The organism is Campylobacter sp. CH278 (genome assembly GCF_004378845.1).
Lineage (GTDB): Bacteria > Campylobacterota > Campylobacteria > Campylobacterales > Campylobacteraceae > Campylobacter_D > Campylobacter_D jejuni.
In genome coordinates this window covers 194,588-214,870 of record NZ_RYXZ01000003.1, presented here as the reverse complement: position 1 = coordinate 214,870, position 20,283 = coordinate 194,588, and the positions used below count along the sequence as shown (strand labels likewise).

The 20,283-nt window shown below is 30.2% G+C and carries 17 protein-coding genes and 2 pseudogenes; 2 read left to right on the top strand and 17 right to left on the bottom strand.

What is annotated here, in order from left to right; all coding sequences use genetic code 11:
• Window positions 1–10: 10 nt before the first annotated feature.
• Window positions 11–1,280, bottom strand: a pseudogene (locus ELQ04_RS03985) (RNA-guided endonuclease TnpB family protein).
• Window positions 1,264–1,899 (bottom strand): annotated as a pseudogene (locus tag ELQ04_RS03980) (IS607 family transposase). Before ELQ04_RS03980 ends, ELQ04_RS03985 begins: the two co-directional pseudogenes overlap by 17 nt.
• A 251-nt stretch (window positions 1,900–2,150) precedes the next feature.
• Here ELQ04_RS03980 and ELQ04_RS03975 point away from each other — a divergent pair.
• Complete coding sequence (locus ELQ04_RS03975) at window positions 2,151–2,492, top strand: cupin domain-containing protein (protein ID WP_002934448.1); 342 nt, start codon at window positions 2,151–2,153, stop codon at window positions 2,490–2,492.
• A 22-nt stretch (window positions 2,493–2,514) separates the two neighbouring features.
• On the opposite strand, the gene ELQ04_RS03970 is transcribed toward ELQ04_RS03975, so the two are convergent.
• The 15 genes from ELQ04_RS03970 to ELQ04_RS03900 all read right to left on the bottom strand — a co-directional run bounded on the left by ELQ04_RS03970 (window position 2,515) and on the right by ELQ04_RS03900 (window position 18,087).
• On the bottom strand, window positions 2,515–3,681 hold the full coding sequence (locus ELQ04_RS03970; protein ID WP_044778125.1) for a pyridoxal phosphate-dependent aminotransferase: 1,167 nt from the start codon (window positions 3,679–3,681) through the stop codon (window positions 2,515–2,517).
• 171 nt (window positions 3,682–3,852) lie between these two features.
• Complete coding sequence (cysE, locus tag ELQ04_RS03965) at window positions 3,853–4,491, bottom strand: serine O-acetyltransferase (protein ID WP_002893248.1); 639 nt, start codon at window positions 4,489–4,491, stop codon at window positions 3,853–3,855.
• Complete coding sequence (gene speA / locus ELQ04_RS03960; protein WP_032595244.1) at window positions 4,492–6,327, bottom strand: biosynthetic arginine decarboxylase; 1,836 nt, start codon at window positions 6,325–6,327, stop codon at window positions 4,492–4,494. It lies immediately after the preceding gene.
• Window positions 6,324–7,550 (bottom strand): histidine--tRNA ligase, encoded by a 1,227-nt coding sequence (hisS, locus tag ELQ04_RS03955; protein ID WP_004316949.1) that lies wholly within the window; start codon window positions 7,548–7,550, stop codon window positions 6,324–6,326. The genes speA and hisS overlap by 4 nt, the downstream gene beginning before the upstream one ends.
• A complete protein-coding gene (gene tmk, locus ELQ04_RS03950) occupies window positions 7,547–8,125 on the bottom strand; it encodes a dTMP kinase (protein ID WP_004316950.1) in 579 nt (192 codons plus the stop codon). Before tmk ends, hisS begins: the two co-directional genes overlap by 4 nt.
• The gene (coaD, locus tag ELQ04_RS03945) at window positions 8,116–8,592 is read right to left on the bottom strand and encodes a pantetheine-phosphate adenylyltransferase (RefSeq protein WP_002852633.1); all 477 of its coding nucleotides are present in this window, start codon (window positions 8,590–8,592) and stop codon (window positions 8,116–8,118) included. The genes tmk and coaD overlap by 10 nt, the downstream gene beginning before the upstream one ends.
• Before the next feature lie 39 nt (window positions 8,593–8,631).
• On the bottom strand, window positions 8,632–9,195 hold the full coding sequence (locus ELQ04_RS03940) for a UbiX family flavin prenyltransferase (protein ID WP_004316951.1): 564 nt from the start codon (window positions 9,193–9,195) through the stop codon (window positions 8,632–8,634).
• Window positions 9,192–9,854, bottom strand: coding sequence for a flagellar basal body P-ring formation chaperone FlgA (gene flgA, locus ELQ04_RS03935; protein ID WP_004316953.1), 663 nt, complete (start codon window positions 9,852–9,854; stop codon window positions 9,192–9,194). The genes ELQ04_RS03940 and flgA overlap by 4 nt, the downstream gene beginning before the upstream one ends.
• Before the next feature lie 83 nt (window positions 9,855–9,937).
• Window positions 9,938–10,714 carry a MetQ/NlpA family ABC transporter substrate-binding protein gene (locus ELQ04_RS03930; protein WP_004316955.1) on the bottom strand — a complete coding sequence of 259 codons (777 nt, stop codon included), beginning with the start codon at window positions 10,712–10,714 and terminating at the stop codon, window positions 9,938–9,940.
• Between the two features lie 9 nt (window positions 10,715–10,723).
• Window positions 10,724–11,494: a MetQ/NlpA family ABC transporter substrate-binding protein gene (locus ELQ04_RS03925; RefSeq protein ID WP_044778124.1), complete on the bottom strand. Its 771-nt coding sequence runs from the start codon at window positions 11,492–11,494 to the stop codon at window positions 10,724–10,726.
• Between the two features lie 48 nt (window positions 11,495–11,542).
• Window positions 11,543–12,316: a MetQ/NlpA family ABC transporter substrate-binding protein gene (locus ELQ04_RS03920; protein ID WP_002872575.1), complete on the bottom strand. Its 774-nt coding sequence runs from the start codon at window positions 12,314–12,316 to the stop codon at window positions 11,543–11,545.
• 191 nt (window positions 12,317–12,507) lie between these two features.
• Entirely contained in the window at window positions 12,508–13,419 is a 912-nt protein-coding gene (locus ELQ04_RS03915; RefSeq protein ID WP_002893142.1) for a methionine ABC transporter permease, read from the bottom strand.
• Complete coding sequence (locus ELQ04_RS03910; protein WP_002893140.1) at window positions 13,416–14,426, bottom strand: methionine ABC transporter ATP-binding protein; 1,011 nt, start codon at window positions 14,424–14,426, stop codon at window positions 13,416–13,418. The genes ELQ04_RS03915 and ELQ04_RS03910 overlap by 4 nt, the downstream gene beginning before the upstream one ends.
• A 5-nt stretch (window positions 14,427–14,431) precedes the next feature.
• A complete protein-coding gene (locus ELQ04_RS03905) occupies window positions 14,432–17,044 on the bottom strand; it encodes a valine--tRNA ligase (protein ID WP_134224444.1) in 2,613 nt (870 codons plus the stop codon).
• Window positions 17,045–17,070: 26 nt separating this feature from the next.
• Window positions 17,071–18,087, bottom strand: coding sequence for a hypothetical protein (locus tag ELQ04_RS03900; protein ID WP_002938428.1), 1,017 nt, complete (start codon window positions 18,085–18,087; stop codon window positions 17,071–17,073).
• A 128-nt stretch (window positions 18,088–18,215) separates the two neighbouring features.
• Here ELQ04_RS03900 and ELQ04_RS03895 point away from each other — a divergent pair, with 128 nt between their 5' ends.
• Entirely contained in the window at window positions 18,216–20,246 is a 2,031-nt protein-coding gene (locus ELQ04_RS03895) for an ATP-dependent helicase (RefSeq protein ID WP_002938427.1), read from the top strand.
• Window positions 20,247–20,283 lie beyond the last annotated feature (37 nt).

Genomic DNA, 20,283 nt, shown 5'->3' with positions numbered 1-20,283 from the left:
ATATAAAACTCTATAAATGGGATTTTTGTTGTATTCCTGTCTCAACCTTGCTGGTTATTAAATTATTTATTGCTAAATCCTTTAATAGAGCTGTCAAGTCTTCAGGCGTAAATTCGGCTTGAACTAAGCCTATTTTTTCTTGTGCAAAGTATTTTAAATTTAAAGAAGCGTTATAATCTCTATCAATGCTTAATCCGCATTCTTTACAATGATAAATTCTGTCTTTTAGCTTTAAATCTTCTTTTATACTTTTGCAAGAAGAACAAGTTTTAGAACTTGGATAAAATCTAGGAGCTTCAATAATTTTTCTTTTATGATATTGTGATTTATAACTAAGCATTCTTTTAAATTCATAAAAGCTTACATCGCTTATAGCTTTAGCTAAATGATGATTTTTTAGCATTCCTTTGATATTTAAATCTTCAAGTCCTATGTAGTTAAAATTTCTTATTATTAAACTTGATAATTTATGTAAAAAATCAGCCCTAATATTTGAAATTTTAGAGTGTAGTTTATTAAGCTTTATAGACGCTTTTTTATAGTTGTTAGACTTTTTAATACCTTGTAATATTTCTTGCTTGGTTTTTGCGTGTTGTTTCTTACTTAGTTGTCTAGCTCTTTTAACCAAAAGCCTATTTAGCTTATTTAAAGGCTTAGGTGCTTTTATCTGTAAGCCGTTAGATAAACTAATAAAGGATTTTAAACCTACATCTATACCTAGACAGTTATTAGTGTTTAAAACTTTTTTATGTGTCTTATGAAAGTTTTCTTCATTAATCTCTACACTAAAAGAAGCAAAGAATTTGTTAGCCTTTTGGCTAATAGTGACGGAGTTAATCTTACCTTCAAATCTTAATTTCTCACGCATTTTTACAAGTCCAAGATTTGGCACTTTAAGATACTTTTCTTTTTTAAAACTTACTTGGTCTCCGCTTATATAATAACTTCCAAAGCTTTCTCTTTTTTTTCTTAAATTTAGGATAGCTCACCTTAGCTTTTTTTAAGTCCCTGAAAAATGCTTGAAAGGCAAAGTTTAAATTTAAAAATGGCTGTTGTGTAGCATATTTGCTGACTTCATAGACAAAGGGAAACTGCTCTTTTTTAATGGCATTAAACTCTTTTTTAAGCTCAAGATGAGACTTTTTAATGCCTTGTTTATAATACTCTTGCCATTTGGCTAATCCCCAATTATAAGCTAAACGAGAGCAACCAAAAGCTTTTTTGAAATGTGTTTTTGCTTTATTGTTTGGAATTAATTCTATTTTATGAGAGATTGTCACTTATAACCTCTTGCATAGATGAAAGAAGCTTTTTATTTTTCTTGCTTCTACTGCCATAAAGTCTAGCTGAAAATACTGTAATAATCTCTAAAACATCTTTAGCAAGTTCTTCTTCAAATTTAATACTTTCATCGCCTTTATTAATAATAATAACTTCGACTTCTTTAGCTTCACAAATTGCAAATACAAGTTCAGCTCCAAATCTAAGCAACCTATCTTTATGGGTTAAAACTAATCTTTTTACTTGTCCTTCTAAAATAAGATTTAAAAGCTTAGTTAGTCCTTTTTTATAATAATTCATGCCACTGCCTAAATCTTGAATGATTTCATAATTAAATCCAGCTTTAGCACAATAAAGCTCTAAAACCTGCACTTGTCTTATTAAATCATCTTTTTGGTCGTGGCTACTTACTCTAGCATAAGTAATAGTTTTAAGATTATCGGCATTAAATTTAATATTTTTATTAATTCTTTTTATGGATTCTAATTTATACCTACGACTACCGCCTTTTGTGATTTCATCAGGCTTTAATAATCCCTGCTTATCCCAATTCCTAAGAGTTTGTATGGTAACACCAAGAAGCTTTGAAGCTTATCCTATTGCAATTAACTTATTCATAAAGAAATATTATCAAAAAATTACAATAAAGTCAATATTAAATATATAAATAATTAATATATTTTTACAGTTTTTTATATATTATTTAATTCAGTTTTTAACCCCTTATCACACCAAAAATGGGCGAGGCTTATGAAATAGGGGCTAAATTTAAACAGGATTTTTGGTGGAAAGAAGGATAAATTAACACAAGTTTATAATTTATATTTTGGTTTTTGCTATAGTTTTATAAAACTAAAAAAGGAGATTTTGTGAAAATCATTCAATGGAATAGGGCGGAATTTAACCCAAAAGAAGTGAAAATCAATGTTTTAATTGACAATGAAAAAGGTAAAGAAATTCAAATTTTATTAGCTAAAGACAGTGTGATGAAAGAGCATAAAGCTCCTTTTGCTATACATGTTCAAGTTTTAAGTGGTAAAATTTGGTTTGAAGTGGAAAAGGAAAAATTTGAATTAAATGTTTTAGATATGATAAGCCTAGAGGCAAATGTAGCGCATTCTTTAGGTGGATTGGAAAATTCTATAATAAGATTGAGTTTAAATAAATCAGATAGTGTTCAAAGGGTAAATGCTGTGCTTAAAAAGCCTTAAAGTAATTTTAAGGCTTTAGGGCTTAATAAGAAGCAATGAAATTTGCTATTCTTTTTAAACCTTTTTTGATAAGCTCATCGCTTGTGGCATAAGAAAGCCTAAAATATCCATCCATTCCAAAACCTATACCTGGAACAACGGCAACTTTTTCTTGTTCAAGCAATTTTTGGCAAAATTTCATAGAATCTTTTTCTATTTTTTGTATATTTACAAAAAGATAAAAAGCACCTTCTGGTTTATAAACACTGATATTTGGGATTTGTTTAAGCATATCTAAGGCTAAGTTACGGCGTTTTTCAAAGGCTTGACGCATTTTTTCTATATCTTTATCACATTCTCCATTTAAAGCAGGAATGGCCGCATTTTGAGTAATGGAGCAAATATTTGAAGTGCTTTGTCCTTGAAGTCTTTTAACGGCTGAAATTAGGGCTTTATTTTTACTTGCCATATAGCCAAAACGCCATCCCGGCATAGCTCCACATTTGCTAAGTCCGTTAATGGTCACAGTGCGTTTTAAAGCATCTTCGCTTATACTTGCAAAAGCTACAAAATCAAAACCATCATAGCGAAGTTTTTCATACATTTCATCACTTAAAACAGTAATTTGCATTCCTTCTAAAACTTTAGCAATTTGAGTTAATTCTTCTTTAGAATAAATCGACCCTACAGGATTTGAAGGAGAGTTTAGCATTAAAACCTTGGTTTTAGCTGTGATAGCTTTTTTTAATTGTTCAGCGGTAATTTTAAAGCCATTTTCTTCTAAGCCTTCTATAAATACAGGTTTTCCACCTGCAAATTTTACCATTTCAGGATAGCTTACCCAGTAAGGACTAGGGATAATGACTTCATCATCTTTTTCTACTAAACATTCTATACATTCAAAAAGAGAGTGTTTTGCGCCTACATTGGTGATAATTTCGCTTGTTTCATAATCAAGATTATTATCTTTTTTAAATTTGATTTGAATAGCTTTTAATACTTCAGGAATTCCCGCAACAGCAGTGTATTTTCCACATCCTTTTTCAATAGCACTTATGGCGGCATTTTTGATAGTTTGTGGTGTGTCAAAATCAGGTTCACCTGCTGAAAAACTAATGATATCTTCGCCTTTGGCTTTAAGTTCATTAGCAAGTGCAGTGATGGCTAAAGTGATAGATTCTTCTAAAACTTGAGATCTTTTTGTAAGCATTTTTCAATCCTTAATAATTTTTGTTTAATTTTAGCAGAAAATTGCATTTTTACAATAAATTTAATTTAAAAATGAGTTATAAATTTCAATAAATGTGAAAATTTGTATTAATTTTTAGGAAAAATTAATACGCATAATAATACATATAATTTTATGTATTATAAAAAATTATTATTTTTGTGATTCAGGTTGTTTTAATATAAGATTTTCAAGTTCTAAAATTTTCTTTTCTAACTTTTCTAGTTTGTCATCGCAATTTGCATCTATGGCTCTAATGTTTTTATTTTTACGCTCTTCGATAATATAAGCAGGAATTCCAACGGCAGTTAAATTTGCACCTACATCTTTAACCACTACAGCATTTGAGCCTATTTTGGCATTTTCTCCTATGGTGATATTGCCAAGTACTTTTGCGCCTGAGCCTATGATCACTCCTTTTTTTATGGTTGGATGGCGTTTAGTACCTTTTTCTAGGCTTGTTCCACCTAAAGTAACGCCTTGATAAATTAAAACATCATCTTCTATAATTGCTGTTTGACCTATAACCACTCCATTGGCATGATCTATAAAAACACGTCTTCCAAGTTCTGCGCCAGGGTGTAAATCTACCCCAGTTAAGAATTGTGAAATTCCACTAATCATTCTTGCAATACGTTTAAAATTTCTTATATAAAAAAAATGTGCAAAGCGGTAATTTACTACAGCCCACACTCCAGGGTAATTAAAAAAAAGTTCTATACAAGAATTAAAAGCTGGATCTTGTGCCTTTGGCTGAGAAAAATCTTCTTTTATAATACCCCAAAAATTCATCTAAACTCCTATGCTTTTTAAATAACCATTATCATTTAAGAAAAGATAAAGTTCCCCTAAAATATGCTTTTTTTGCTTGTCATTTACAAGCTTAGAATTACTTATGCGTTCATTAAGTATATCCATGATAGCGTGTATATCATAGTCTAAATCTTCTAAGGCATCAAGTATGGATTGTGCTTCTATAATCCCCTCAACTTCATAGCCTTTTTCATTGATACTTATAATAGCTTCAGTGGGATGAGTAAAAAGATTGTGTTTCATTCCAAGTACTTCTTGATAGGCACCTACAAGAAAAAACCCTAGAAAATAATTTTCTTTTTCTACATCTACATCGTGTAAAAATAAAGGTTTATCTTTAGAGTATGAAATTTCTCCATCACTATCGCAGGTTATATCCCAAATACTTGCACTTCGAGTCGGTTCTTCATCTAAGCGATCAAGTGGCATGATAGGGAAATTTTGTTCTAAGCCCCAAAAATCGGGTATGCTTTGAAAGAGTGAAAAATTTACCAAATACCTTTCTTGTACTTCATCTTGTATGGCAAGTAAATCCGCAGGATTTTGCTTATCGCCTAAAAGTAAGATGGCTTTTTTTGTAATCAAATGAGTTAAAATTTCAGCATTGGAACGATCTTGTAAATCCACATAGCCCAAATCAAAAAGAGTTAAAATACTTTCTAAATGATCTATGCTATCATGCAAGTATTCTAAAGCATTGGAAGGTTTTATGCTTTTATAAAGATCATAAAGCTCATCGATAAGTTTTGGATTTTGTTTTTTAAGTATGAGTTTGTTTTCTGCGTATTCTTGAGAAAAAAGTTCTAATACAGGAGCGATTAAAACAGCGTGATTGGCTGCTACAAAACGCCCACTTTCTATGAAAATATCAGGCTCTAAATCTTTTTTTTGTTCGGCTATGTTTTTTAGGATAAAAACTACATCGTTAGCGTATTCTCTTAAGGTATAATTTCTACTTTTTTCATTTTTAAATTGTGAGTATTCCACAGCTAAACCGCCACCAAGATTGATAGCTTTTAGATTTTTAGCTCCCATTTTTCTAAGTTCTGTGTAAATATTTCCTGCTTCGTTTAAGGCTTTTTTTAAAGGATGAATTTCGGTGATTTGTGAGCCTAGATGAAAGTGAATCATGGTAAATTGTTCTAAAAGTTTGTTTTCTTTGAGTAAATTTACCGCTTCTATGAGTTCAGTGGATGTAAGTCCAAATTTAGAATTAATCCCACCACTTTTTGCCCAAATTCCAACTCCAGCAGAATGCAAACGCACGCGTAAGCCTATATTTGGTTTAGGTTTAAAGCGTTCTTTGGCTATGTCTATGATAGCTTCAAGTTCATTAAGTCCTTCTATGGTTAAAGTGATATTATGTCCCATTTCAGCTGCGATAAAGCCTATATTGATAAGTTCTCTATCTTTAAAGCCATTTACGGTAATAGGTGCACCTTCGTTATTATAAGCCATAGCGAGTAAAAGCTCTGCTTTAGAACCTGCTTCAAGTCCGTAGTTATAGTCTTTTCCAAGCTTTACAAGATTTTTTACAAAACCAGGGTATTGATTTACCTTTAAAGGATAAACAGCGTTAAATCCTCCTTTATAGCCAAATTCCTTTCTTGCTTTATTGAAATTTCCGTAAATATTTTCAATTTGTTTTTGAATAAGATGAGGAAATCTTAAAAGTAAAGGTCCCTTATATCCATCATCTCTTAATTCTTTAACTATATCAATAATAGCGGGCTTTTTTTCGTGATTGATACAAACTTTACCATTTTTGATAATAAAATTTTCATTTCCCCAAATATCAATACCATAATCCATCATAAAACCTTCTTTAAGTCTGAAATTCTAATCATTTTTTCTTCTTTTTTTGCTAAATTTTTATAAAACAAACTTTCATTTTGTGCTTCATTTTCTCCCATACAAAGAAAAATTTCAGCATTATTTTTATCCGCGTTTTCAAGATGTTTAGCTAGTTTTCTTGCTTCATAGCTTAAAAGCACTTTATGTTCTTTTCTTAAATTTGTAGCGATATGCAAAAGTTTTTGGATATAAATTTCATCCATAGCACAAAGATAAATTCCTTCTCTTTGGACTTTTTCTTCTTTTTGTTCTAAAATGGCTATAATTCTTTCTATACCCATGGCAAAACCTACACCAAAACCACTTTTTCCATCAAGATATTCAATAAGTCTATCATATCTTCCACCCCCAGCAATAGCAGCTTTTGCACCAATTTCATCGCTAATGAATTCAAAAGCCGTTTTAGAGTAGTAATCAAGCCCTCTAACAAGCTTAGAATCCACTTCAAAATCCACTTCATTTTCTTTTAAAACGCTTTGTAAAATTTCAAAGTCTTTTTGGCAAGATGAGCATAAATTTTGATTTAAAAGCGGAGCATCGTTAAGTAAGCTTTGGCAATGTTCATTTTTACAGTCTAAAACACGAATAGGATTTAAGTTTTTTCTACGCAAACAATCCTCGCAAAAATCTTTTTTGCTATCTAAAAAATGTATTAAATTTTCACGATATTTTGGCATACATTCTAAACAGCCTAAAGAGTTAATCAGTAGTTTAAATTTAATATCTAAGCGTGAAAAAATTTCTACTAACATTAAAATAATACTTGCATCTTCATAAACGCTTGCGTTTCCAAAACTTTCAACGCCAAATTGATGAAATTCTCTTAAGCGTCCCTTTTGGGGTCTTTCATAGCGGAACATGGAACCATGATAAAACCATCTTTTCACACTAGTGTTTTTATCGAGTTTTTTTTCTATATAGGCACGCACCACCCCAGCAGTTCCTTCAGGACGCATGCAAACATGATTTTCGCCTTTATCGATAAATTCATACATTTCTTTGCCTACTATATCAGAACTTTCTCCTACGCTTCTTTTAAAAAGGGTGCAAAGTTCTAAATGCGGTGTGTTGATAAAAGTAAAGCCATAGTTTTTAGCTACTTCTTCACAGGTTTTAATCACTTTTTCATAATAATATGCATCTTTATCTAATAAATCTTTCATTCCTTTTAAAGCGTTAATCATTGTAAAAATTCCTTTATTTGTTGGTGTAATTTTTCTTTATTTTCTTTTGCGTTAAGTGTTAAAATTTCTATAGAAATTTTTTCTTTTAAAAAATGAAGCACTTTTTCGAGTTTATCTTGCACGCTTAAAAAATACTCAATGCCACGTTTTTCTATGCTATCTAGTTCTTTTTGATTGAGGCGTTCTTGGATAAGGTTTGCATCTCCTTTTAAAAAGATAATTTTTTGTGGAAAAAAATTTTCTAAAGCAAAACTATTTAAAGCAAAAAGCAAATCATTTTCAAAATCTTTGGCATAAGCCATACCTGAAATAAAACTTCTATCGCTAATAATGAGTTTGTTTTGATTGGTTTTTAAGATTTCTTCAAAATGTTGAGCACGATCAGCTAAAAAAAGCAAGAGTTCAGCTCTTTTGCTAATAGGATGAGTTTTATTAAGTAAAATTTCTCTTAAATGTTTTCCAAGTTCTGTTCCGCCAGGTTCGAGTGTGAAAATGGCGTCTTTATAAATTTCTTTTAAAAGTGAAATTTGCGTACTTTTTCCTACGCAGTCAATACCTTCAAAAACTACATACAAGATTGATCCTTTAAAAAAGGTAGAATTTCTTTTGGAACAAGAGAACTTACATCACCCCCATGTGCTACTATAGAACGCACAATAGAACTTGAAATAAAAGCATGTTTTAGACTTGGCATAAGATAAATGGTTTCCATATCTTCCCAAAGTGCGTGATTTGCATAGCCAATTTGCAATTCGTATTCAAAATCACTCACCGCTCTAAGTCCACGGATTATAGTATTAACTTTTAATTCTTTGGCTAAATCTACAAGTAAATTATCAAAAGCAATGATTTTAACATTTTTTAAATTTTGTGTTGCAAGCAGGGCTAGTTCTTTGCGTTTTTCTAAATCATAGCAAGGTTTTTTATGTTCACTTTTTGCTATGGCAACGATGACTTCATCAAAAATTTTTAAAGCCCGTTTTATAACATCTAAATGCCCGTTGGTAATAGGATCAAAAGTCCCAGGATATAAACAAGTCATTTTTGCTCCAATTTTTTTTAAAAATATAACAAATTTAAACTAAAAATTTTGCCATTTTTCATATAAATTGTGTTTTATTTCTAAAAGATCTAACCATTTACCTACGATAAAATTTTCCATTTGCTCTAGATTGTTTGCTTTAGAATAACTTGCGATAATAGGAGGTGCGATGATAACTCCCATTTGGCTAAGTTTTAACATATGTTCTAAATTTAAAGTAGAAAAAGGCATTTCGCGTACACCTAAGATGAGTTTTTTTCTTTCTTTTAGGGCTACTGCTGCAGCACGCATTAAAAGAGTGTCTGCAAAACCAGCGTGAATTTTTGCTAAACTTGAAATCGAACAAGGAGCAATGATAGTTTTTTCTATTTCAAAAGATCCACTTGCTACACTTAGACTTAAATTTTTATCATCTAAAAAATGAGTGTATTTAAAATTTTCTTGACAAATTTCTTCTAAATTTGCTTGATTTTCAGCTTTGAAGCTAAGTTTTGCACCTTGGGTTAAAATACAATAAAGTTCGCATTGATTTTCTAAATTTTTTAATAATTTTAAGCCTAAATTGACACTGCTTGAACCAGAAATTCCTAATAAAACCTTCATTGTATAATCATCCTATTTTTACCCACTACGATGCCTTGCATAACTTTACCTTCTTTGTTTTTTGCACGAATCCTTTCGCCCATATTTGCACTTTGCAAAGCCACAAGTTCGATTAAAACATCAACATTTGCTTCGCTTAAAACCCCGATTATAGGATCATTTCGGCGTATTAAAGCTGTGGTTTTAAACATATTTGCTCTTAAAATGGTGTTTTTGTTAATATTGCTTTTAGCTACAAGATTATCCACATCATCTAAGGTTAAGGCATTTAAAGGAACTTTATCAAAATCAATCAATACGCTTTTATAGTCAAAAGCTCCAAGTTTATCTCCTCTTTTTATAGTGCGTTCGCTTTTCAAAACTTCTAAATTTGCCTGAATGAAATATCTAAAAAATACATTTTTTTGTATATTTTGCGGAGTTTTAAATTCGGCCCTTAAAAAGCCTTGTGCTTGATTAAAACGCCCATTAGCGATTCTTAGAAATTCATATTGATCAAAATCTTTAGGTAGCGATGTTATTTTTAAATCAATTTGAGAAATTATAATTTTAGGGAAATTATTTCTAAATTCTTTAGCTAGTGCTGTTTTGATTTCTTCTAAACTAGCTGCTTGGATATAATTTATCACAATAAAAAAAGTTAAAAAAATAATTTTCATTTTTATCCTAAGAATTATAATGCAATAAATAGTATTTTAGCTTTTATAAGTTTAACAAAGCCTTTAGAAGGCTTTGTATAGAGTTAAAAAGTAGGGATAACAGAGCCTTTGTATTTTTCTATGATAAAATTTTTAATTTTATCGCTTGTTAAAATTTCTTTAATAACAAGACTTTTTTGACTTGTTTCTTCACCTTTTCTTGTAGCTAAAACAATAGCATATAAACTATCTTTATCTTCCATAAAAATACCATCTTTTAAAGGGTTTAAACCTGCTCCAAGAGCATAGTTTGTGGTAATAACAGCCAAATCAGTATCATTTAGGGCTCTTGGAAGTTGAGCGGCTTTAAGCTCTATAAATTTAAGATTTTTTGGATTTTTACTTATGTCAATAGGGGTTTTAAGGGTGCTTTGACTTTTAAACTCTATTAAATTTGCTTTAGCTAGTAAATCAAGAGCTCTGCTTTCATTGGTAGCATCATTAGGTATAGCGATTTTAGCACCATTAGGAATATCTTTTATATCTTTTATGGAGCTAGAATATATAGCCATAGGAACTAAAACAATAACACCTAAAGAACTTAAATTTGTTCCTTTGTGGGTATTAAAATCATCTAAAAAAGGTTTATGTTGATATAAATTTGCATCTAAATCTTTTTCATTTAAAGCGATGTTAGGTATATTATAGTCATTAAATTCCTTAACTATTAACTTCCAACCTTTTTCTTGAAATAAGGGTTTAGAGAAATTTAAAATTTCAGCATAAGGCGTTGGTGTTGCACCTATGATTATGGTTTTATCTGCTCCAAAACTAAGGCTAATTGTAAATAAAACACTTAAAAATATTTTTTTAATATTCATGCTATACTCCTAAAAAGCTGGGATTAATATATCTTTATAATGTTCATTAATGATGGCTTTAAATTTATCGCTTCTTAAAATTTCATCAATTACTTTGGTCTTTTCGCTATTTTTATCTTCTGAGCGTACCACAACATAATTTACATAAGGGCTATTTTTATCTTCCCTAAAAATAGTATCTTTACTTGGATTCAGACCAGCTCCAAGTGCGAAATTAGAATTAATTATAGCAATATCAACATCATCTAAAGCTCTTGGAAGTTGCGCGGCTTTAAGCTCTATAAATTTAAGTTTTTTTGGATTTTTGTTTATGTCCAATGGGGTTTTTAGAGTATTTTTGTTAAGCTCTATTAATTTTGCTTTCTCTAAAAGCTCTAAAGCTCTACTTTCATTGGTGGCATCATTAGGTATAGCAACTCTAGCACCTTCTTTAAGATTTTCTAAATTTTTGATTTTTTTACTATAAACTCCTACTGGAGCTATAAGTACAGACGTTGTTGCAATTAAATTTGAACCTTTCTTTAGGTTGTATTCTTCTAAAAAAGGTTTGTGTTGATATAAATTTGCATCAAGTTCTTTTTCCTCTAATGCACGATTGGGCAAAATATAGTCTGAAAATTCTACTATTTTAAGCTCATACCCTTTGTTTTTAAAATCATCTTTCATTAGTTCTAGTAAGCTACCAAAAGGATTTGGAGTGGCTCCTATAGTAATGTTTTGTGCAAATAGACTAGATAAATTTAGAATGCAAGCGAGTATAATAATTTTAAATAAATTCATAAAAACTCCTTTGTATTTAAGAAAAAAGTCCCTAGGTAAGGGACAAAATTAAAAAGCAGGTAAAACAGATCCGTTGTATTTTTCTATGATAAATTGTTTGATTTTATCACTTTGTAGAGCTTGGATTAAGGCTTTGATTTTTGGATCGTTTTCATGTCCTACTCTTACAACAAGAATGTTTGCATACGGGCTTTCTTTATCTTCGATAAATACGCTATCTTTTGCAGGATTTAGATTTGCAGAGAGAGCGTAGTTGGAATTAATTACAGCAAAATCAACATCATCTAAAGCTCTTGGAAGTTGTGCGGGCTTTAATTCTACAAATTTAATTTTTTTAGGATTGTCTATAATATCAAGAGGTGTTTTTAAAGCCTTATCTTTAAATTTTACCAAACCTTTTTTTGCAATAATATCTAAAGCTCTACTTTCATTGGTTGGATCATTTGGAATGGCGATTTTAACCCCTTCTTTAATATCATCTAGACTTTTGTATTTTTTGGAGTAAACAGCCATAGGTTCTATGTGTATGGCAGCTACTTTGATGAGTTTGGTGCCTTTGTTTTTATTAAATTCTTCCAAATAAGGAGTATGTTGGAAAAAATTTGCATCGGCTTCTCCGTTATCAACAGCTAGATTAGGTAAAACATAATCCGTAAATTCTTTGATTTCAAGTTTATAGCCTTGTTTTTCTAAATCAGGTTTTACTTGCTCTAGGATTTCAGCATGAGGGACGGGAGTTGCTGCAACTGTGATGGTTTCTAATGCATTTGCATTAAGACTTAATGTTAAAATACTTGCTATAAATAAAGATTTGATTTTCATTTTTTTCCTTTTTAGTCATTTTGTGCTTGCTTTAATCTTAATAAATTCACTCTGACTATCAGGAAGAAGCATATAAAAACTTGTTGATAGTCAGATTAACGCATCTGATACATCATTTTAATTCCTTTAATTTTTTGTTTAAATTTTACTTAAAAAAACTTATACTTATCTTAAAAGGAGATATAATCTCCTTATTTTTTGAAACCTTTATAAAGCAAACTTCCTAAAAATAAGATAAAAACAATTGCTTGCCAAAAGAAATTTTCATCATTGTTTATATTGATAACTATGCTAATTCCAAGTAAAATCAATAGAGTGGCGATGATATATGTAGTTTTACTATTTTTAGCCCAAGTATAAAATAAATTACCTAGAATTTGAACTAACTGAACTAATATAAGTAAAATAACTACAGTTTGAATCATAACTTCTTTGTTAAATCTTTCATAACCATAGCGAATAGCGACATCTCCCAAACCTCCACCACCGACAGTTCCAGCAAGAGCAGAAAAACCAATGGTAAAGATTAAAGTTAGGGTAATTCCGCTAATTATAGCAGGAAGAGCCTCACTAAAGATAACCTTGAAGATAATTTGAATATTGCTAGCACCATAACTTTTTGCAGCTTCTATGATTCCTTTGTCTATTTCTTTAAAAGCGCTTTCAAGCATCTTTGCCAAATAAGGAGCTATTCCGATAGCTAAAGGAACTATGGCAGCATTTGTACCTATGCTTGTCCCTACTATGATTTTAGAAAGTGGTAAAAGAACAACTATAAGAATTAAAAATGGAAAGGCGCGTAATATATTTGTAATAAAATCTAAAATACTATAAGCGATTTTATTTTCTTTAATTCCGTTTTTATCCCAAATAGCAAGTAAAATTCCAGGAATAATAGCCAATAAAAATCCAAATAGTACAGCCATTAAACTCATATAAATTGTTTCATTAAGCGCAGGTTTTAAAATGTTTTCATAATTTTCACTGAAACTTGTAATAGAACTTAAACTCACTTCTTTAATATCCTGCCAAGAAAATTCATTAAAAAATTGAGAAATTCTACTAAAAAAAGCACTGATGATAGAGATGTTTTCTTCATTCATGATGCCACCTCCCATAATACTCCACTTTTTTCTATGTAATCAAGAACCTTGTCTTTATCCTTTTCATTTATATTTATAACTAAATTTCCCAAGGCTTTTCCATTAAGTTTTTCTATTTTACCCCAAACTATGTTAAAGTCTATATTTAGAGTTCTTGCCATATGAGTGATGACGCTATTTTGGGCAACTTCTTTTGGAAAGTAAAGTTTGATATTAAGTCCGTGTTCAGGCAAGAAATCACTTTCCCCTAAAAATTCTTTCATTTTGGCATTAGGCCTTAAAAAAAGCTCATCAATTGCTCCACTTCCTATGATTTGTCCATGTTCAAGTAATAAAGCTTTTTGAGCTATGTCTTTTACCACATCCATTTCGTGAGTTACTAAAACAACAGTAATCCCAAATTCAGCATTGATTTTAGATATAAGCTCTAAAATATTTTTTGTAGTGTTTGGATCAAGAGCCGAAGTGGCTTCATCGCTAAGTAAAATTTTTGGGTTTAAAGCTAAGGCTCTAGCAATAGCCACGCGTTGTTTTTGTCCCCCACTCAGTTCTCTTGGATAGGATTTATTTTTATGATCAAGCCCTACGATTTCAAGTAAGGAATTGACTTTTTGGGCAATTTCTTTTTCGCTCATGTATTCTTTATTAAAAAGCTTGGCATGAAATTTACACTGAGTATAGTGTGTTCTTAAAGGCATAGCAACATTTTCAAATACATTTTTGCGTTCCATTAGGGCAAAATTTTGAAAAATCATCCCTATATCTTTTCTAAGCACCCTTAGCTCTTTTGATTTTTTTTGACTTAAATCTTTAATTTCCTGATCAAAGACTTTTAAGCTTCCTTCTTGATAATTCTCAAGTCCATTGATACATCTTAAAAGAGTGGATTTTCCAGCTCCACTATGACCTACTATGGCGTAAATTTCACCCTTTTTAATCTCCAAAGAAACATCGTTTATCACGAGTTCCTTACCATAATATTTTTTTAAATTTTTTATTTTTATCAAATTTTTTAACCTCTTAGATTTTGAAGTTCAACTGATATTTTTTCAAGCTGAATTTTTAAATTTTCTAGAGCTTCTTTATTTTGCTCCACCACCTCTTTAGGTGCGTTAGCGATGAATTTTTCATTTGAAAGCATGGAGTTAAGCTTGAAACTTTCTTTTTCAAGCTTATTTTTTTGATTTTCAAGTCTTGTTAAAATACCACTTAAATCAACATTTTCAAGCGTAATAAAAATTTCTAAATTCTCGCTAACATCACATATTGCCTTTGGTAATTTTTCTTCACTAAATTCTATTTGCTCGCACTTTGCGAGCATCATGATAAAATTCATATAAGCTTTGATTTCATCTTTGATTTTTTTATCGTTAAATTTGATATAAGCTTTTTCTATTTTAGAATTTCCAAGATCGATTAAACTTTTAGCACGGCGGATACCAACTATGCTTTCTATGAGCAAAGAAAAGATTTTTTCTATATTTTTATCTTGTTCTTTAAATTTTGGATATTTGCTTATCATAATAGAAGGGCTTGTTTTAAGTTCTGTATCGCTTAGTTTATGATACAAATATTCACTGATAAAAGGCATAAAAGGATTTAAGAGTTTTAAAGCTTCTTTGAAAATACTACCAAGTTCTTTAACGCTCGATTTTTCTGCTTTGCTAAGCTCTATACCCCAATCGCAAAAATCATCCCAAAAGAATTTATATAGAGTATTGGCTGCATCATTAAAGCGATAATTGTCTAAATTTTCTCTTACATCCTTAACACAAGTTTGAAATTTGGTATAGATATATTTTGCTAATTCTGAATGAAGTGTGATATTTTCCAAATCTTCAAATTTACTTTCATTTAAAAGCAGATAATTTGTAGCATTATAAATTTTATTTGTAAAATTTCTAACTTGTAAAAGTTTATCATTGTTAAGTTTAATATCGCGTCCTTGTATAGCAAGAAGTGCTAAAGTAAAGCGTAAAATATCAGCACTATATTCTTTAATACTTTCATTTGGATCGATGACATTTCCAAGACTTTTACTCATTTTTCTACCTTGCTCATCTTTCACAAGAGCATGTAAATAAATATCTTTAAAAGGCAGTTGATGTAAGGCATTGGTGCTTTGAAACATCATTTTAGCCACCCAGAAAAATAAAATATCAAAACCTGTAATGAGTAAAGAATTAGGATAAAAATCTTTTAAATCCTTTTCAGACCAAATTTTATCTTTACCCCAATTTTCATTCCCCCAGCCTAAAGTGCTCATAGCCCAAAGTCCTGAAGAAAACCAAGTATCAAGCACATCTTCATCTTGTTTGAAATTTTGACTTTGACATTTTGGACAAGTTTTAGGCGTATGTTGGCTTGCCCATTCATGAGAGCATTCGCAATAATACACAGGAATTTGATGCCCCCACCAAAGTTGTCTTGAAATACACCAATTTCTTAAATCTTTCATCCAGGCATTAAAGCTATTTATCCAGTGATTTGGGTAAAATTTACTTTCTCCAAGCGCAACTTTTTCTATACTTTCTTGGGCGATTTCTTTTTTTACAAACCATTGTTTGGAGATATAAGGTTCAACTATATTGTTGCAACGATAACAATATCCTATTTGATTGTTATGCTCTTCTATTTTTTCTATAAAACCAAGACTTTCAAGTTTGGCTACGATTTTTTCTCTTGCTTCTAAGCGTTCTAAACCTTGAAACTCTAAACAATGCTCGTTTAAAATTCCTTTTTCATCAAAAACACTTATAAAATCTAAATTATGTCTAAGTCCTACTTCATAATCATTCATGTCATGAGCGGGAGTAACTTTTACAACTCCTGTTCCAAATTCTTTTTCTACATGCTCATCAGCTATGATTTTAATGGCTTTTTTGCTTATAGGCAAAATCACTTCTTTACCCACAAATTTAGTATAGCGTTCATCATCAGGATGTACCATAACTGCAGTATCGCCAAAAAAAGTTTCAGGACGCGTTGTGGCTACTACTAAAAATTCATCGCTATCTTTTAAAAAGTATTTAATATGATAAAGTTTTCCTTTGTTTTCTTTGTATTCAACTTCTATATCACTTAAAGCGCCATCGTGAGTACACCAATTGATCATATAGTTTCCGCGTACAATAAGTCTTTTATCATAAAGTTCCACAAAGGCTTTTTTTACGGCATTAACCAAACCTTCATCCATAGTAAAACGCAAGCGACTCCATGCAGGAGTGATGCCTAGTGTTCTCATTTGGTCTAAAATTTTTCCACCGCTTTGCTCTTTCCACTCCCAGACTTTTTCTATAAATTTCTCTCTACCTAGTTCTTCTTTTTTAATGCCTTGAGCAAGGAGTTGTTTTTCTACAACATTTTGAGTGGCAATACCTGCGTGATCAAGCCCTGGTTGATAAAGAACCTTATAGCCATCCATTCTTTTGTAACGCGTCATAATATCTTGTAGAGTAAAAGTTAAAGCATGTCCTATGTGTAAAACTCCAGTGACATTAGGAGGAGGCATCATAATGCAGAAATTTTTATCTTTTTCTTGTATGGTTTTATTGCCATCGATCTCAAAATATCCGCGTTCTTCGCAAATTTGATAATACTCTTTTTCTAAATTTTTATCATACATTATTTGCCTTTATTGTTTTAGCTTATTTATATAGAGCTAATTTCTATAATTTCACAAAACGGGAAGAAATATTGTGCTGTATTAAGTCCAGTTTTCAAACTTTTGATATGTTTAGAAAAATCACTTCCTTTGCCATCTTTTCTAATTTGAAGTTTAAGTCTTTCTAAAATTTCTTCACGTGCTACATGTTCATTTAATTCTTTTGGATTGTTTAAATATGGGCTTAATCTATCTAAACTAATATATTTATAAGCTTTTTTCATATCTGAAAAGATAATTTCTTTGTTATAGATAGTTAATTTCATTTCCCCTTTTGGTAGCATTTTAACAAAAACACTTAGATAGTAATCTTTTGCATTATCTTGTATAACGCTTAGCATATCTTTTAACAAATTGATTCTGTATTGGCTTAAAAATTTTCCATCTAAAATATAAACTTTCATATTTTCTGTGCTAAGTTCAGGCTCTAAACGACTGTTTTTTCCTATGCTTAGATACTCTCTAGCAGTGTTTAGATATTTATTTTTGTTTGATTTATTTGATTGAAGTTCTTTTTTTACAGCTTTTTCTCTTTCTAAGATCTTTTGTTGTTTGCTGATTTCTTTTTTAAGGGCTTCTATTTTGGCTTGTTTATTTTCTTGTTTTAATTTTTCTTTATCTGTATCTAAATTTTGCTTATTTTCATTTGTGTTAATATTATTAGTTGTATTGGTGTCGTTATTTAAGCTTTGATTGTTTTCGCTTATTGATGTATTAAATATATCGTTATTTAAGCTTTGATTTTCATCTAATGGGTTTGTTTCTTGCTTTTGGATGGTATTGTTATTGGTATTTACATTTGATGAACTATTGTTGGTTTGGATCGAGGATGAATAGGAATTATCATAGTTATTGGTATGCGATTTTTGTTCGGTGTAAGTGTTGGTATTTAAGGTGTAATTCTTTGGTTTTGAATACTCAAAAAGATAATAATAGGTTCCACCTAATATTACAACAATAGCAATTAATATGCCAACAATAATAGAAAAAATTTTCAAATTCATTTGCTATCCCTTAAAAACAGAAAGTTAAATAATTTTAGCATTGTACTATAATCTAATATAAAGTAATTTTAAATTTTTATATTTTTAAGTAATTTTTTTTTATAATTTTAACTTTTATAAGGAAAATAATGCCACTTTCAAAATTAAATAATGAACAATATCTTGCTGCTACTGCTGATTTTGGACACAATCTTGTTATTGCAAGTGCAGGGACGGGAAAAACTTCTACTATTGTTGCAAGAATTTCTTATCTTTTAAGCAAGGGAGTGGCACCTCAAAAAATTATGCTTTTGACTTTCACAAATAAAGCCAGTAAAGAAATGATAGGGCGTTTAGGGAAATTTTTTGATAAAAATATTACCAGTAAAATACTTGCAGGAACTTTTCATAGTACGGCTTATACCTTACTTAGAAATGCGGATAAAAATATAGCCTTAAAGCAAGCAAGCGAGTTAAAAACTCTACTTAAAAGTGTCTATGAAAAAAGAACTTTTAGGCATTTAAGTGATATAAAACCTTATCAATCAAGTTATTTATATGATCTTTATTCTTTGTTTCAAAACAAAGCGCACAATCAAGATTTTTATACTTGGTTTTGCCAAAACTACGAAGATCAAAGTATTTATGCTGAAATTTATGAAGATATTTTAAAAGAATATGATAATGAAAAAAAGCGTTTTAATTATGTAGATTTTAATGACTTGCTTATCAATCTAAAAGATCTTTTAAAAGAAGAAAAATATGAATTTGATGAAATTTTAGTAGATGAATATCAAGACACAAATACTTTGCAAAGTTCCTTAATAGAGGCTTTTCATAGTAAAAGTTTGTTTTGCGTAGGGGATTATGATCAAAGTATTTATGCTTTTAATGGAGCGGATATTAATATCATAGGTGGGTTTAAAGATCGTTTTAAAGATGCAAAAATTTTTTCTTTAAATAAAAACTACCGTTCATCAAGAAGTATTTTAGCTTTGGCTAATAAAGTGATTTTAAATAACGAAAGATTATACCCAAAAGAACTTATTGTTACAAGAAATGATGAGTTTAAAGCCCCATCTTTGCTTACTTTTGAAGAATTATTTGATCAGTATCAAAATATAGCCAAAATGATACTTACAAGCGGAGTAAGTTTGGAAGAAATTGCCGTGATTTTTCGCAACAACTCAAGTGCTGATGGGGTTGAAGTAGCTTTAAGGGAGCAGGGCATTGCAAGTGTGAGAAAGGGAAGTGGAAGTTTTTTTGAAAGTTTAGAAGTTAAAGCTTTTAGCTCTATGCTTGCTCTTGTGGTAAATCCTAAGGATATTATGGCTTTTATTCATTTGGTTCAATACACCAAAGGTGTGGGTGGAGTTTTAGCAAAAGAAATTTTTGACGCACTTTTAAAATTAGGGCATGGAAATTTAATAAAAGGTTTTTTAGATCCTGATAAAAATGTAAATTTGCAAAATCATCAAAAAAGAAATTATCAACTTGGGCTTTTTGCGGATTTAGAAGAATTAGCCAGCGAAACTCGTTTTAAAATTGAGAGTGAATTTGATGCACATCCTATTTTAAAACTTTCAAAAATCAATGATTTATGTGCTAGAAATTTAGAAAAAATTTATCTTTTTTTAAAAAAAGCTATGGAAATAAAACATTCTTTGACTTTGGTAAATTTAATTTGTGAAAATTCTTTTTATAGAGAAATTTGTGAAGAACTTGCAACCAAAAGAGCAACAAATAAAGCAGGACAGGTGGATTTATTAAGAAAGAGTGAAAATTTAGAAAAAATAGAAACAAAATTCAATGTCTTAAAAGAACTTACAAAAAATTATAGCGATATTTATAAGTATTATAATTTTCTAACTTTAGGTGCAAGTGAAATGAGTAGTGGCAAAGGAGTTAATTTGCTTAGTGTACATGCAAGTAAGGGCTTGGAATTTGATCTTGTTTTTGTGATTGATCTTGCGCAAGGTCGCTTTCCTAATCAAAAGCTTATGGGAATGGGTGGAAGCTTAGAAGAAGAAAGAAGGCTTTTTTATGTTGCAGTAACTAGGGCAAAAAATATACTTTATTTAAGCTATGCTAAATATGATAAAAACAAAAAAACTTCTTTCGCCCCTTCTCGTTTTCTTATAGAAGCAGGGCTTTGCAAGGGAGAGTTAACTATAGATTGATAAAATTTCCTTTATATTATTATAAAGAAAGGTTTAT

Bases quoted from the DNA above. Each gene is read 5' to 3' on its own strand.
- ELQ04_RS03970 (WP_044778125.1), bottom strand. From the start codon at position 3,681: ATGCTTACAAAAAGATCTCAAGTTTTAGAAGAATCTATCACTTTAGCC.
- cysE (WP_002893248.1), bottom strand. From the start codon at position 4,491: ATGAATTTTTGGGGTATTATAAAAGAAGATTTTTCTCAGCCAAAGGCA.
- speA (WP_032595244.1), bottom strand. From the start codon at position 6,327: ATGATGGATTATGGTATTGATATTTGGGGAAATGAAAATTTTATTATC.
- hisS (WP_004316949.1), bottom strand. From the start codon at position 7,550: ATGATTAACGCTTTAAAAGGAATGAAAGATTTATTAGATAAAGATGCA.
- coaD (WP_002852633.1), bottom strand. From the start codon at position 8,592: ATGACTTGTTTATATCCTGGGACTTTTGATCCTATTACCAACGGGCAT.
- ELQ04_RS03940 (WP_004316951.1), bottom strand. From the start codon at position 9,195: ATGAAGGTTTTATTAGGAATTTCTGGTTCAAGCAGTGTCAATTTAGGC.
- flgA (WP_004316953.1), bottom strand. From the start codon at position 9,854: ATGAAAATTATTTTTTTAACTTTTTTTATTGTGATAAATTATATCCAA.
- ELQ04_RS03930 (WP_004316955.1), bottom strand. From the start codon at position 10,714: ATGAATATTAAAAAAATATTTTTAAGTGTTTTATTTACAATTAGCCTT.
- ELQ04_RS03925 (WP_044778124.1), bottom strand. From the start codon at position 11,494: ATGAATTTATTTAAAATTATTATACTCGCTTGCATTCTAAATTTATCT.
- ELQ04_RS03920 (WP_002872575.1), bottom strand. From the start codon at position 12,316: ATGAAAATCAAATCTTTATTTATAGCAAGTATTTTAACATTAAGTCTT.
- ELQ04_RS03915 (WP_002893142.1), bottom strand. From the start codon at position 13,419: ATGAATGAAGAAAACATCTCTATCATCAGTGCTTTTTTTAGTAGAATT.
- ELQ04_RS03905 (WP_134224444.1), bottom strand. From the start codon at position 17,044: ATGTATGATAAAAATTTAGAAAAAGAGTATTATCAAATTTGCGAAGAA.
- ELQ04_RS03900 (WP_002938428.1), bottom strand. From the start codon at position 18,087: ATGAATTTGAAAATTTTTTCTATTATTGTTGGCATATTAATTGCTATT.
- ELQ04_RS03895 (WP_002938427.1), top strand. From the start codon at position 18,216: ATGCCACTTTCAAAATTAAATAATGAACAATATCTTGCTGCTACTGCT.